This window comes from Kitasatospora sp. NPDC058184 (genome assembly GCF_042883725.1).
Lineage (GTDB): Bacteria > Actinomycetota > Actinomycetes > Streptomycetales > Streptomycetaceae > Kitasatospora.
Map to the genome: position 1 here is coordinate 40,495 of NZ_JBHVVE010000007.1, position 13,077 is coordinate 53,571.

The window sequence follows — 13,077 nt, forward strand, 5'->3', positions numbered from 1 at the left end:
GCCGCGATGACCACCACCGTCCCGATCGAGTCACCGGCACCGCCGGACCGGCCGCGCAGCAGGTGGGGCCTGTGGGCCCACGGGGACTTCCGCCGGCTCTGGATCGGTGAGACCACCAGCAACTTCGGTACGGCTGTCGGGAGCGTGGCGCTGTCCCTGGTGGCCGTGGTCACCCTGGGCGCCAGCCCCCTCGCGGTGGGCGTGATCAACGCGGCCGCCTGGCTGCCCTGGCTGTTCCTCGGCCTGCTGGCCGGCGCCTGGGTGGACCGCTGGCCCCGGCTGCGGGTGATGCTGGTCTGCGACCTGCTGCTGCTCCTCCTCTTCGGCAGCGTGCCGGTGGCCAGTTGGCTGGGGGTGCTCTCGCTGGCCCACCTGGTGGTGGTGGCCCTGCTGACCGGGGCGGTGAAGGTGTTCTTCTCCACCGCCTACGGCGCGGTGCTGCCCACCCTGGTCGGCAAGGCCGACCTGCTGGAGGCCAACGTCAAGCTGCGCTCCGGCGCCTCGGCGGCCGAGATCGCCGGCCCGGGCGCGGCCGGTCTGCTCTCCCAGGCGTTCGGCGCCGCCAGCGGGATGTTCGCGGACTCGCTCACCTACCTGGTGTCGGCGGTGTTCCTGCGGCGGATCAGGACGGAGGAGCGCCCCCCGCCGGTGTCCGAGCGGCGCGGCATCCCGCGCGAGATCGGCGAGGGTGTCCGGTTCCTGCTGCGCGACCCGTACCTGCGGACGTTCGCCTGCTTCGCGGCGGTCGGCAACCTGGGGCTGAACGGCATCCAGGCGGTGCAGACGGTCTTCCTGGTGCGCAGTGTGGGGCTCGAACCGGGCGCGGTGGGCGGGGTGTTCGCGCTGGTGAGCGTCGGCGGACTGGCCGGCGCGATGCTGGCCGGACGGGTCGCCCGCAAGCTGGGCAGCGCCCGTGGGCTGCTGGTCTGCGAACTGGTGGTCGCGCCCTTCATCCTGCTGCTGCCGCTGGCGGGCGACCGGCTGCCGCTGGTGGTCAGCGCGCTCGCCTGGGCGGTCGCGGTCTGCGGGGTGGTGGCGGGCAACGTGCTCGCCGGCAGCTTCTCCCAGGGCTACTGCCCGCCCGCGATGATCGGCCGGATCCGGGCCAGCTCCGCGACCCTCAACTACAGCGCGATCCCGGTGGGCGCCCTGCTCGGCGGCTACCTCGGCGAGGCGATCGGCGCCCGCAGCACGATCTGGCTGATGGCGGGCGTGCTGCTGTCGGCGGGCGCGGTGCTGCTGGCCAGCCCGCTGCGCGGCCTGCGCGACTTCCCGACCCGGCCGCCGGCCCCCACCGCCTGACCGGCCCCCGCCAGCACCGCTCGCACCGCCCGTACTGCCCGTACCGCCCGTACCGCCCCTGCCGCCCGTACCCGACTTCCGAGGAGCTTCCGATGGCCCGCACCGCCCGCCCGCGCCACTACCTGATGTGCCGTCCGACCCACTTCGACGTCACCTACGCGATCAACCCCTGGATGGACCCGGCGAAGCCGGTGGACACCGACCTGGCCGTCGCCCAGTGGGAGCGGCTGCACGCCCTGTACGGCGAGCTCGGCCACCGGGTCGACCTGATCGACCCGCTGCCCGGCCTGCCCGACATGGTCTACGCGGCCAACGGCGCCACCGTGGTGGACGGCAGGGTGCTCGGGGCGCGCTTCCGCAACACCGAGCGGGCCGCCGAGGGCCCGGCCTACCTGGAGTGGTTCCGCGCCCGGGGCTTCGAGACCCGCGACCCGGAGTACGTCAACGAGGGCGAGGGGGACCTGCTGACGACCGCGAGCTACGTGCTGGCCGGGCGGGGCTTCCGCAGCGTGGCCGACGGGCACGCGGAGGCGCAGGAGTTCTTCGGCCGCCCGGTGGTCGGCCTGGAGCTGGTCGACCCGCGCTTCTACCACCTGGACACCGCGCTCGCCGTGCTGGACGGCGACGAGATCATGTACAACCCGGAGGCCTTCTCGGCCGGCAGCCGTGCGGTGCTGCGCCGGCTGTTCCCGGACGCGCTGCTGGCGGACCGGGCCGACGCGGAGGTGTTCGGCCTCAACGCGATCAGCGACGGCCTGCACGTGGTGCTGCCGGAGGCGGCCGTGGGACTGGCCTCGCGACTGCGCGAGCGCGGCTTCCGGCCGATCGGGATGGACCTCAGCGAGCTGCTCAAGGGCGGCGGAAGCGTGAAGTGCTGCACCCTGGAGATCCGCGCGACGGCCTGAGCGGGCGGCCTGAGCGGGTGGCCCATCGAGCACCGGTGATCATTGGTGATCACCGGTGCTCGACTGTAGATCGACCGTTGAACGCTCCCGGCCAGACTGGTGCCACACCACGACGGAACCCCTTCCCAGCAGGGAAGCGAGCCGAGGAGTACCAGAGATGACGCAGCGTCCGGCCACCACCATCCGCACCCGCCTCCGGCTGTTCACGGTCGGCCTCGGGGTGACCGTCGCCCTGGGCGCCGGCCTCTCGGTGACGGTCGCCGGGGCGGCGGCCGACGCCGGGGTGGCGACGGTGGTGAGCGGCGGCGGCGCGACGCCGACGCCCACCCCGACCCCCACCCCGACCGGCGGCAACGGCGACTGGAACAGCACCGGCTCCTGAACACACCGGTTCCTGCGCACCAGTTCCTGAACACACCGGAACCGCCAGCAGGATCGATTCCTCAGCAGCCCGAGGAGAGCCGGTCGGCGGCCCGCCGGACCGCCCGGCCCGACGGGGTCGACGGATCCGGACCCTCGGCCCGGGGCAGCAGCCCCGCCACCTCCGCCGCCTCCGGCAGCCCCAGCCGGACGAAGATCCGGTGCGCCTCCCGCAGCCGTCCGTACGCCTCGGCCTCCCGCCCGAGGTCGGCCAGCGTCCGGCCCAGCACCAGCAGCGCGTGGCCCTGGTCCCGCTCGGCACCCAGCTCCTCGCACAGCTCCAGCGCCTGCCCGGCGTGCTCCAGCGCCTCCTCCGTCCGGCCGAGCGAGCGCAGACTGTCCGCCATCCGGTAGCGGGCGTGCCCGGCCCGGGCCCGCAGACCGGACGCCGAGGCCACCGCCAGGCACTCGCCGAACCAGGTGACCGCCTCCTCGTGCCGCCCCAGCCCGTGCAGCGCCAGCCCCAGCACGTACAGCGTGTACGCCCGGCCCGGATCGTCGTTCCGGGTCCGCAGCTCGGCCAGCGCCTCGTGGCAGATCGGCACCGCCTCGGCGGCCCGCCCGCTGCGCACCCGGGCCAGCGCCGCGTTCACCGTCGTCACCAGCGCCCCGGAGCGGTGGCCGAGTTCGCGGGCCAGCAGCAGCGCCTCGTCGTAGTGTCCGACGGCCTCGTCGTAGCGGCTGAGGAACTGGCAGACCAGGCCGAGGTCGTTCAGCGCCTGGCGCAGGATCACCGTGTCGCCCGCCGCGCGGGAGGCGGCCACCGCCAGCCGGGAGGCCGCCTCCGCCTCCTCCAGCCGGGTGGCGGCCAGGGCGACGTTGCCGCGCAGGAAGTGCGCCCGACCAGCTGCCCGGTGGTCGGCGCGGTGGACCGCGGCGGCGGCCAGGGCCTCCGCGGTGGTGGCCAGCTGGCGGCTGGGCGGGGCGAGGACGAACGGCGTGAGCGCGATCAGCAGGTCGATCGCGGCGCGCAGCGGGTCCGTGGTCGGTCCGTCGGCGGTGTCCGGTGCCGGGCCGTCGGAAGGCTCGCCGCTCTGGCCGTCGGTGTCGTCCGCGACGCTCCAGCCCGCCACCTGCGCGGCCAGCGCGATCGCCCCGGAACCCTCCGCCTCGGCCCAGGCCCGCGCCCCGTCCGGGCCGTCCAGCGGGACGCCCGCGCTGCGGGCCGGCCCGAGTGCGCCGGCCGCCGGATCCCCGGGGACGGCGTGCTGGAAGGCCGAGCAGGCGGTGGCCAGCAGGTGGTCCAGCATCCGGTCGCGGGCCGCGACGGCCGCGCCGGGATCGTCCGGACGGCGCCGGGCGAACGCGCGCAGCAGGTCGTGGAAGCGGTAGCGGCCGGGGAAGGGCGACTCCATCATCGCCACGTCCACCAGGGCCTCCAGCAGGTCCTCGGCGTCGTACTCGTCCAGGTCCAGCAGGGCGGCCGCGGCCTGCAGCCCGAGGTCCGGCCCGTCCACCGAGGCGGCCAGCCGGAACGCCCGGGCCTGGGCGGGCGTCAACTGGCGGTAGCTCAGTTCGAAGGCCGCCGCCACCTCCAGGTCGCCGATCCGCAGCTCGTCGATCCGCCGCCGCTCGACCGCCAGCCGGCGGCCCAGCGTCTGCACCGTCCAGCTCGGCCGGGCCGCCAGCCGGGCCGCCACGATCCGGACCGCGAGCGGGAGGTGGCCGCAGACGAGCAGCAGCTCCCGGGCGGCCTGCGCCTCGGCGGCCAGCCGCTCGGCGCCGATGGTGCGGCCCAGCAGTTCGAGCGCCTCCTCGGGCTCGAAGACGCCGAGGTCGGCCTGGACGGTCGCGGGCAGGCCGGACAGTCGGGTCCGGCTGGTGGTGAGCACGGCGCAGCCGACCGCGCCCGGCAGCAGCGGTCTGATCTGCGCGGTGTCGTGGACGTTGTCGAGCACCAGCAGCAGCCGCCGGCCGTCCACCGCCGAGCGGAACAGCGCCGAGCGGGCGTCCAGACCCTCCGGCACCGCGTCGGCGGGCACGCCGAGCGCCACCAGGAAGCCGCTGAGCACCGCCTCCGGATCGGCCGGGGTGGCGTCGGCGCCGCGCAGGTCGACGTAGAGCTGACCGTCCGGGTAGGCCTCGCGCACCCGGTGGGCGACGTGCAGGGCCAGCGCGGTCTTGCCGACCCCGCCCATGCCGACCACGGTCGCGATCACCAGCGCCTGCTGGCCCGGTGCGCCGGGGTTTCTGTCGGGCGCCCCTCCGTGCGCCCCGCCGAGAGCCTTGCCCAGCCGTTCGACCAGGACCGATCGGCCGGTGAAGTCGGCCGCGTCGGGCGGAAGTTGGGCCGGTCTGGGGGTCGGTGTGCTGCTCCCGGCCGGGGCGGTGTTCCCGGCCGGTGCGGCGGCGGGAGCGTTCGGCGCCGACGGGCCGACGGGCGGGTCCGGTGCCTCGGCCCCGGGCGCGGCCGGCTCCGCCGGACCGGCGGCGACCGGGCCCGGGACGAGCGCGACGGGGACGAGCGCGACGGAGGGTGCCGGGGCGGCGAGCGACGGGTCCCCCTCCAGGATCCGCTGGTGCAGCAGGTCCAGCTCCGCCCCGGGCGCCACCCCCAGTTCGGCCAGGAACAGCTGACGCGCGCCCCGGAACACGGCCAGCGCGTCCGCCTGCCGCCCGGCCTGGTACAGCGCCCGCATCAGCAGCCCGTACGCCCGCTCGTGCAGCGGGTGCTCGGTGGTCAGCGAGGTCAGCTCCGGGATGCACCGGGAGTAGCGCCCCAGCGCCAGGTCCAGGGCGATCCGCTCCTCCAGCAGGGTCAGCCGCAGCTCCTGGAGCCGCTGGCGCTGCCGCTGCGCGAACGGCCCGGGGATGCCGGCCAGCGGCTCGCCCTGCCACAGCTCCAGCGCCTGGTTCAGCAGGTCGCGCGCCTGCTGCGGCTCCCCGGCGGCCGCCGTGCGCTCGGCCTGCGCCGCCAGCTCCTCCGCCTGCGCCGCGTCCACCGCGTGCTTGGGCAGCACCAGCCGGTAGCCGTCCCCGACCGAGGTCAGCACGGTCGGCGCGTCCGGCGCCTCGCCGTGCAGGACCTTGCGCCACCGCCAGGCGTAGGTGCGCACCGTCGTCATCGCGGTGCCCGGCGGCTCCTCGCCCCACAGGGCGTCGATCAGGTCGGTGGCGCTCGCGCCGTGGCCGGGCCGGAGCAGCAGCACCGCCAGCATCGCCTGCTGCTGGGGGCTGCCCACCTTCAGTACGGTCGCGCCGCGCTGCGCCCGCATCAAGCCCAGCACCGAGAACCGGAAATCATCCATTCCTGCACCTGCCCGCTTCATGTGCTCGCCCCCGCCCGCACGTGCCACCCCCGAATTGGTGAGTCCCTATCAACCCACGGGACCTGGCGGGATGTCGAGAGATCGTCGACCCGGTGGTGATCCGGTGTTGATCGGCCGTCGCCACAATCGGTGATGTGGCGCCCGCAGTCGGCCCGGCCCATCACCGCCGGACCCGCCACGTCCCCGGTCGCCCGGCCGCCGACCGGCGACCCCCACGGCTCTCGGAGGCGGACGCCCATGAACACGGACCGGAACAGCGACCTGAGCACCGGCCGGAAAGCGGATCCGAACGCGGAACCGAGTACGGCGTTGAGCACGGACCTGAGCACCGACCGGGCCACGGACCGGCAGGGCGGACTGGACACCGACCTGCTCCACCGCCTGCTCGACGTCGACCCGGCCTGCGGACCCGTCGAACTGCTCCACCGCGCCCGGGGCGAGCGCCACCTCCCGTACCTGGTGCTCGCCGCGCTCGCCCGGGAGGACGTCCGGATGGGCGCGCACGCCCGGGACGAGCTGCGGCGCGCCCGCGACCGGGTCGAGTGTTACGCCCGGGTCGCCCGCGACCTCGCCGACGCCACCGGGGTCCGCCCCATCCGAGACCTGCCGCTGGCCGGCTACTACCCGCCCGACCTGCCCCGGCCGCTGGCCGAGCTCAGCCTCGTCAGCCCCACCGAGGCCTCGCTCTGGCAGGCCGTCAACCGGCTGGTCACCGACCACCCGGTGGAGTCCGTGGAGGTCACCCTGCTCGGCGAGCGCCCCCGGCACACCGCCGTCACCCTGCGCTGGCCGGCCGGGGACCCGCTGCTCGACCCGTGGTACCAGGTGCGGGTCGCGACCGCCGCGCTCCCCGGCGACCTCGCCACCGTCCCGGTCCGCCCCTACCTGGCCGCCGACGACCACGTCGAATGCCTGATCGCCCTCGCCGAGGAAGGGCTCGGGCGCACCTTCCTCGCGGGCGACGTGATCGACGTGGCCCGGCTCGCCGGGCAGCCCTTCGAGCCCGTCGAGACCGCCGCGGTGGTCGCCGCCTACCGGCTCGCCCCGGAGGCCGCCGCCCTCCTCGACCTCGCCGCCGAGCACGTGCCGCTCGGCGCCCTGCGGGACGTGCGCACCGTCCTGGAGGCCGAGGTCGCCCCCGAACTCCGCCGCCGGACCTCTGCCGGCACCCCGCCGTGCCACGGCACCTCGCCGCGCCACGGCACGCTGCTGCGCCGCACCGTCATCCGGCACCAGTGGGACGAGGCGCTGCTGCTCCCGGCCGGCGACGCCACCCTGCTGCTCACCCCGGTCGCCGACTACCTGCTCGGCCCCGAGGGCACCCGGCCCACGGACCGCGAGCGCACCGCCGCCCTCGCCGCCCTGCACGCCTGGGACGCGACCCTCCCCGGCAGCCCGGACGGGGCCCCGTGCACCGGCCTGTCGGGGCCGCGCCACCGCTGAGCCGGCCCCGCGGGGCGTGGTCGAGGGCGGGTCGAGGGCGGGGGGACTTGCCGACCCGCCCCGGATGTCTTGTATCGTTCCTGGCGAATCATCCAGAGGGGTGGAGGGACCGGCCCTACGAAGCCCCGGCAACTCCCCGTTCGACCCGGCGTCCGAAGTACGCGCCGTGTTGGCGGGGGCAGTGCCAACTCCGGCCTGTCGCCACTGTGGCGCGGGAAAGATGAGGAGACACGGTGCTCTCTGTGCTGTCCTTCGCCCGGGCGCTTCCCGCCCCGGTCCTTTCGCGTACCCGTCTCGTGCCCGGCGCAGGCAATCGGCCGACTTCTCCGGCCTGTCCTCGCTGACCACACCCCCCGGCTCCCCGCCAGGAGCCGCCGTGAGCAGCGCGGACCCGCTGCTCCCGGGCCTTGAGACTGGAGTACCCATCCCATGGAGAACACGAGCGGCGTCGGCGTGCTCGACAAGGTCACCTCGATCCTCGGCACCCTGGAGGCCGGGCCCGCCACCCTGGGCGGCCTCGTCGCGGCCACCGGCATGGCGCGGCCCACCGCCCACCGGCTGGCCGTCGCACTCGAACACCACCGCCTGGTCAGCCGGGACGTCCAGGGCCGGTTCATGCTCGGCCCCCGCCTCGGCGAGCTCTCGGCGGCCGCCGGCGAGGACCGGCTGCTGGCCGCGGCCGGCTCGGTCCTCGCCCAGTTGCGGGACGCCACCGGCGAGAGCGCCCAGCTCTACCGGCGGCAGGGCGAGGTCCGGATCTGCGTAGCCGCCGCCGAGCGGCTCACCGGCCTGCGCGACACCGTTCCGGTGGGGGTCACCCTCCCCATGAAGGTCGGCTCCGCCGCCCAGATCCTGCTCGCCTGGGAGGAGCCCGAGCGCCTCCACCGCGGCCTGCAGGGGGCCCGCTTCACCGCCACCGCGCTGAGCGGCGTGCGGCGCCGCGGCTGGGCCCAGTCCGTCGGCGAGCGCGAGGTCGGGGTCGCCTCCGTCGCCGCGCCCGTCCGCGGCCAGTCCAACCGGGTGGTGGCCGCCGTCACGGTCTCCGGGCCGATCGAACGGCTCAGCCGCCACCCCGGCGCCCAGCTCTCCCAGGCCGTCGTCGAGGCGGCCCACCGGCTCACCGAGGCCCTGCGCCAGCCCTGACGGGGGCTCCGAGGCTCTCGGATTCCGAGGTTCCGGGGTTCCCTGGTCATGGGTTCCGAACCTCGGGTTCCGAGACTCCGGGCTCCGGGGCGCACCTCCGCGCGCCCCGGGGCCCGGTTCCGGCCCGTACCGGTCCCGGGTCCGGCTTGGCTCGGGCCCGGCTCGGGCCTGGTTCCGACCGGCTCAGGCCCGGTGCGGCAGGCCGGTGAGGCTGGGGCGGGGGATCCGGCTGATCACCGCGCCGATCAGTGTGCCGATCGACACCCCGAAGACCGCCGAGACGGCCGCCAGCAGCGACTGTGCCCCGTTGCCGACCTCGATCTGCGCGGTGTTCAGCAGACCGAAGGAGCCCGGCACGACGATCCAGAACGCCGGGAGGTAGAGCACCTGCCAGAGCGGACCGCCCGGCAGCCAGTGCACCAGGGTGGCCGCGACCGCGGCGGCGACGGCACCGGCCAGGCCGCCGATCGCCGCGCCGTGCACCGACCCCACCGCCACCTGGGCGGTGACGCTCACCGCGATTACCGCGACGATCCACGGGATGGCCGAGGGCGGGGTGTGGACGTTGACCACCACCCCGGCCACCGCGATCGCCAGCCCCAGCGCGATCACCCACCAGCTCGGCTTGGCCACCTGCACGTTGGCCAGCGCGGTGGACGGCATGCCGATCGCGGTGGCGGCCGCGGCCACCCCGGCGAGGAACAGCGTCAGCTGCACGGCGCCGGAGACCAGCCGGGCGGTGCCCGCGTTGGCCGCGCCGGCGGCGATCTCGGACAGCCCGGTGACCAGCAGTCCGCCCGGCAGCAGGATCGCCAGGGTGGCCACGATCGTCCGCAGCGGCCCGTCCAGCAGCGAGGCCCGCGCGAGTGCCAGGACCAGCAGCGCGACCAGGAAGCCGGCCGTGACGGGCAGCAGCGGCCGCAGGTGCGGCCGCCGCCGGGCGAGCACGGTCAGGCCCACCACGATCAGCGAGCCGAGCCCGGCGGCCAGCACGTTCGCCGCCACCGGCTGCAGGAAGATGCAGACCCCGACCCCGACCGGCAGCGCCCCGAAGTCCGCCACCCACGCGGGCCAGCGGGCGGGCGCCCGCCGGATCCGGTCCAGCTCGGCGCGCGCCCGCGGCCCGTCGAGTTCGCCCGCCCGCAGCCGGTGCACCAGGTCGAGGACGTCGGCCGTCTGCTCGAACCGCAGGGTGCCGCCGAGCGGCTGGAACCTGGTGGCGCCGTCCGGGTCCAGGGCCACGAACAGCCCGTTGGTCAGCGCGGCGACCTGGACCTCAGGGGCGCCCAACGCCCGCCCCAGTCCACGGAGTTCGTCCTCGACCTCATGGACGGGCAGGCCGCCGCCCAGCAGGGCTTCGCCCAGGTCGAGCAGGAGACGGCAGAGCGGGTCGGGCGGGGCGTCGGTGTCCCGGACCGATGGAGACTTGCTAGGCATGGCAGGTATCGTCCCACCCTGCCCGATTCGGTCTGAATCTGCCCCGGTCTGTTCGCTTCCCGAGCGCCTGCTGCTCCCGGGGTCCAGGTAGCCGCTACGCCGCTACGGGCGGACGGTGAGGACCAGCTTGCCCGTGACCCGGCCGGTCTCGCCCTCGGCGTGGGCCTTCGCGGCCTCCGCGAGCGGGTAGGTGGCGGAGACGTGCGGGCGCAGCCGCCCGGCTTCGACGAGAGCGGCGATCGCGGCCATGCCCGCCCGGTCGTGCTCGACCAGCAGGGCCTTCGCCGTCACGCCCAGCTCGGCGGCGCGCTCGGCCACCTCGTCGATCCCCTGGGGCAGGATCGACACCAGGACGCCGCCGGGCCGGAGGGTCTCCAGGGAGCGCAGCCGGTCGTCGCCGCCGAGCGGGTCGAGGACCACGTCGATGTCGCGGGCCTCCGCCACGAAGTCGGCCGTGCGGTAGTCGATGACCTCGTCCGCGCCCAGGCCCCGGACGAAGTCGTGCTTGGCGGCGGACGCCGTACCGATGACGTACGCGCCGCGCGCCTTGGCGATCTGCACGGCGACGTGCCCGACGCCGCCGGCCGCCGCGTGCACCAGGACCCGCTGCCCCGGCCGCAGCCCCGCCGTGTCGACGAGCGCCTGCCAGGCGGTGAGCGCCACCAGCGGGAGCGCCCCGGCCTCGACATGGCTCAGTACGGCGGGCTTGGGCACGAAGGCCCGGGCGGGGCCGGCGACGTACTCGGCGTGCGCGCCGGCGCCGTACGGGTAGGGCAGCATGCCGAACACCTCGTCGCCCGGGGCGAAGAGCGAGACGCCGACGCCGACCGCCTCGACGGTGCCGGAGACGTCCCAGCCGAGCGTGAACGGCGGCTGCCCGAGGAAGTAGCCGCGGTCGCGGTGCTTCCAGTCGGTGGGGTTGACCCCGGCGGCGTGGACGGCGACGAGGACCTGGCCGACGCCGGGCACGGGCCGCTCGACCTCGGCCTCGTGGAGGACGTCCGGGGTGCCGAGGGCGGTCTGGGTGATGGCCCGCATCGTGTTCGTGCTCATGGAGTTCGTGGTCATGGATCCAGCCTGCGGCCGCGCCCCTGACCAGCGAAATGGCAAGATTGCCAAAGACCGATAGAATCGTGCCATGCCTGCGATGGAACCCTGTGGTCCCCTCGGTTCTGGCGGCCCCGGCGCCCGGCCGCCGCACCGCGTCGTCGTCCTCGCCCTCGACGGCGTCTACCCCTTCGAGCTCGGCATCCCCAACCGGGTCTTCCCCGGGGTGCCGGGTGCGTACGAGGTGGTGACGTGCGCGGCGACGGAGGACCGGACGGTCGCGACCAGCGCCGACTTCACCATCACCGTCGGGCACGGGCCCGAGGCCCTGGAGAGCGCCGACACCGTCGTCATCCCGCCGTACGCCCTGCGCCGCGCCACCGCCGACCTGCCGGAGCCCGAGCGCGCGGCCCTCGCCCGGATCCGCCCCGGCACCCGCATCGTCTCCATCTGTACCGGCGCCTTCGCGCTGGCCGCCGCCGGCCTGCTCGACGGCCGCCCCGCCACCACCCACTGGGCCCTGGCGCCGGCCTTCCGCCGGATGTACCCCCGGGTCGCCCTGGACGCCGACGTGCTCTTCGTCGACGACGGCGACATCCTCACCTCGGCGGGCGCCGCCTCCGGCCTCGACGTCTGCCTCCACCTGGTGCGCTCCGACCACGGCAGCGCCGTCGCCAACCAGGTCGCCCGCCAGTGCGTGGTCCCGCCCTGGCGCGAGGGCGGCCAGGCCCAGTACATCGAACAACCGGTGCCCCCGGAAGGCGCCAACGGCACCGCCGCCACCCAGGCCTGGGCCCTCCAACACCTCGACCGCCCGCTCGCCCTCCGCGAGCTGGCCGCCCACGCCCGGATGAGCCCGCGCACCTTCGCCCGCCGCTTCCAGGACGAGACCGGCACCAGCCCGGGCCGCTGGCTGATCCAGCAACGCCTCCACCGCGCCCGCCACCTGCTGGAGACCAGCGACCTCCCCGTCGACCGCATCGCCACCGAGATCGGCTTCGCCACCGGCGCCTCCCTCCGCCAGCACCTCCACGCCGCGATCGGCGTCTCCCCCCAGACCTACCGCACCACCTTCCGCGGCCACCCCGGCCCCCCAACCCCGGCCTGACCACCGCCCGACGCGGGAAGTCGGCAGGCCCGACTTCCCACGTCGAGTCGTCAGCCGCCGCCGAATCGACGAGCGAGGAGCCGGGGCGAGGTGAGCTCCAGAGCCCGGCTGTCCTGTCCGGCAGCCATGTGATCGAGCCACCGCTCATACCAGGCGAGAAAGTCCGGGGCCGAGGAGACGTTCGGACCCCAGAAGCCGTCTGCGTTGCCGACGACCACGCGCCCGGCGAGAGGGCCGGTCATGCCGACGAGGGCGAGATCGCTGCAGCCGCGTTCGATGACGTGTAGGAACAGGTCACCACGGCGGGTGGGACGGTAGGCCCGGCTGAATCCCCTGCCGCCCATGGTGGTGGGGATGCCGGGACGGCGCACCCCAGGTCGTCGACAAAGAGAACGGATGGGTCGGTTTCCACTACTACGTGGCGCTGAATCGGCTCTTGTACTGGCTCTGCCGGTCAACAGGGTCCCTCATCGGTCTCGCCCGACGAAGTCGTTGAGCGACAACGTGAGTACCTGTTTCTGATGGCACGCGAACGAGCCGAGGTGCGTGGTGGGCGACGGGGGCTGTCACTGCTGGTGTGGCAACGAGTACGTTGATGGGGTGGATGAACCGACGGTCCCGACAGCGGGTATGACGATCAGCGTTCGGACGCGCCAGGACGTGGTGATCGTTGATCCCGAGCGCTTCCTCGCCTCGGCCCGCCAGGCGTATCGCGAACTGTCTCCCGATGTCACCGAGGAGACCGCGTCCGAGATCGTCAACGATGTCCATGAAGCTGTGTTCGTCCTGCTGGAGCGGTTCGGCCACCTTGCAGCCGATGCGCCGAACACGTTCGCCGGCCTTCCCGGCCAACGGACTTTTGATCGTTCGGATGGTCTTTCGCCTGCGGGCGAACGCAGGCAGGTCGTGCTCGACGATCCGATGCCGTTGCAGGACTACGGCTGTTTCGGACCGGAGGACCCGTTCGTCCTTCCAGGGGATGCTATTGAGCGTCCGTAGGCAC

At 74.8% G+C, this 13,077-nt stretch carries 10 protein-coding genes, 1 pseudogene and 1 riboswitch; of the genes and pseudogenes, 7 read left to right on the forward strand and 4 right to left on the reverse strand.

Going from position 1 to position 13,077, the window contains the following annotated elements; all coding sequences use genetic code 11:
* The first annotated feature begins 6 nt into the window (after positions 1-6).
* The 3 genes from ACFVXH_RS15240 (at position 7) to ACFVXH_RS15250 (ending at position 2,589) form a co-directional block, all read left to right on the forward strand.
* On the forward strand, positions 7-1,302 hold the full coding sequence (locus tag ACFVXH_RS15240; protein WP_049650866.1) for an MFS transporter: 1,296 nt from the start codon (positions 7-9) through the stop codon (positions 1,300-1,302).
* A gap of 92 nt (positions 1,303-1,394) precedes the next feature.
* Entirely contained in the window at positions 1,395-2,207 is an 813-nt protein-coding gene (ddaH, locus tag ACFVXH_RS15245) for a dimethylargininase (protein WP_049650865.1), read from the forward strand.
* Positions 2,208-2,364: 157 nt separating this feature from the next.
* Positions 2,365-2,589: a hypothetical protein gene (locus ACFVXH_RS15250; protein ID WP_117486792.1), complete on the forward strand. Its 225-nt coding sequence runs from the start codon at positions 2,365-2,367 to the stop codon at positions 2,587-2,589.
* A 61-nt stretch (positions 2,590-2,650) separates the two neighbouring features.
* Here ACFVXH_RS15250 and ACFVXH_RS15255 read toward each other — a convergent pair whose 3' ends face one another.
* The gene (locus ACFVXH_RS15255) at positions 2,651-5,875 is read right to left on the reverse strand and encodes a BTAD domain-containing putative transcriptional regulator (protein ID WP_387823619.1); all 3,225 of its coding nucleotides are present in this window, start codon (positions 5,873-5,875) and stop codon (positions 2,651-2,653) included.
* A 330-nt stretch (positions 5,876-6,205) separates the two neighbouring features.
* On the opposite strand from ACFVXH_RS15255, the gene ACFVXH_RS15260 reads away from it, so the two are divergent.
* Together ACFVXH_RS15260 and ACFVXH_RS15265 are read left to right on the forward strand one after the other, a co-directional pair.
* Positions 6,206-7,339 carry a hypothetical protein gene (locus ACFVXH_RS15260; protein WP_159028589.1) on the forward strand — a complete coding sequence of 378 codons (1,134 nt, stop codon included), beginning with the start codon at positions 6,206-6,208 and terminating at the stop codon, positions 7,337-7,339.
* Positions 7,340-7,424: 85 nt separating this feature from the next.
* Positions 7,425-7,566, forward strand: a riboswitch (SAM riboswitch).
* Between the two features lie 202 nt (positions 7,567-7,768).
* The gene (locus ACFVXH_RS15265) at positions 7,769-8,482 is read left to right on the forward strand and encodes an IclR family transcriptional regulator (protein WP_049657219.1); all 714 of its coding nucleotides are present in this window, start codon (positions 7,769-7,771) and stop codon (positions 8,480-8,482) included.
* A gap of 183 nt (positions 8,483-8,665) precedes the next feature.
* Here ACFVXH_RS15265 and ACFVXH_RS15270 read toward each other — a convergent pair whose 3' ends face one another.
* Positions 8,666-9,919 (reverse strand): threonine/serine exporter family protein, encoded by a 1,254-nt coding sequence (locus ACFVXH_RS15270; RefSeq protein WP_387823624.1) that lies wholly within the window; start codon positions 9,917-9,919, stop codon positions 8,666-8,668.
* A gap of 102 nt (positions 9,920-10,021) precedes the next feature.
* Positions 10,022-10,987 (reverse strand): NADP-dependent oxidoreductase, encoded by a 966-nt coding sequence (locus ACFVXH_RS15275; protein ID WP_387823627.1) that lies wholly within the window; start codon positions 10,985-10,987, stop codon positions 10,022-10,024.
* Between the two features lie 79 nt (positions 10,988-11,066).
* Between ACFVXH_RS15275 and ACFVXH_RS15280 the strand changes: the two genes are divergently transcribed.
* Positions 11,067-12,074 (forward strand): GlxA family transcriptional regulator, encoded by a 1,008-nt coding sequence (locus tag ACFVXH_RS15280; RefSeq protein ID WP_387824242.1) that lies wholly within the window; start codon positions 11,067-11,069, stop codon positions 12,072-12,074.
* A 50-nt stretch (positions 12,075-12,124) separates the two neighbouring features.
* Here the strand turns inward: ACFVXH_RS15280 and ACFVXH_RS15285 are convergent.
* Positions 12,125-12,415: pseudogene (locus ACFVXH_RS15285) on the reverse strand (SMI1/KNR4 family protein); the annotation flags it as partial.
* Between the two features lie 259 nt (positions 12,416-12,674).
* On the opposite strand from ACFVXH_RS15285, the gene ACFVXH_RS15290 reads away from it, so the two are divergent.
* On the forward strand, positions 12,675-13,073 hold the full coding sequence (locus tag ACFVXH_RS15290; protein ID WP_143204771.1) for a hypothetical protein: 399 nt from the start codon (positions 12,675-12,677) through the stop codon (positions 13,071-13,073).
* Positions 13,074-13,077: the final 4 nt, after the last annotated feature.

Bases quoted from the DNA above. Each gene is read 5' to 3' on its own strand.
- ACFVXH_RS15240 (WP_049650866.1), top strand. From the start codon at position 7: ATGACCACCACCGTCCCGATCGAGTCACCGGCACCGCCGGACCGGCCG.
- ddaH (WP_049650865.1), top strand. From the start codon at position 1,395: ATGGCCCGCACCGCCCGCCCGCGCCACTACCTGATGTGCCGTCCGACC.
- ACFVXH_RS15250 (WP_117486792.1), top strand. From the start codon at position 2,365: ATGACGCAGCGTCCGGCCACCACCATCCGCACCCGCCTCCGGCTGTTC.
- ACFVXH_RS15255 (WP_387823619.1), bottom strand. From the start codon at position 5,875: ATGGATGATTTCCGGTTCTCGGTGCTGGGCTTGATGCGGGCGCAGCGC.
- ACFVXH_RS15265 (WP_049657219.1), top strand. From the start codon at position 7,769: ATGGAGAACACGAGCGGCGTCGGCGTGCTCGACAAGGTCACCTCGATC.
- ACFVXH_RS15270 (WP_387823624.1), bottom strand. From the start codon at position 9,919: ATGCCTAGCAAGTCTCCATCGGTCCGGGACACCGACGCCCCGCCCGAC.
- ACFVXH_RS15275 (WP_387823627.1), bottom strand. From the start codon at position 10,987: ATGACCACGAACTCCATGAGCACGAACACGATGCGGGCCATCACCCAG.
- ACFVXH_RS15280 (WP_387824242.1), top strand. From the start codon at position 11,067: ATGGAACCCTGTGGTCCCCTCGGTTCTGGCGGCCCCGGCGCCCGGCCG.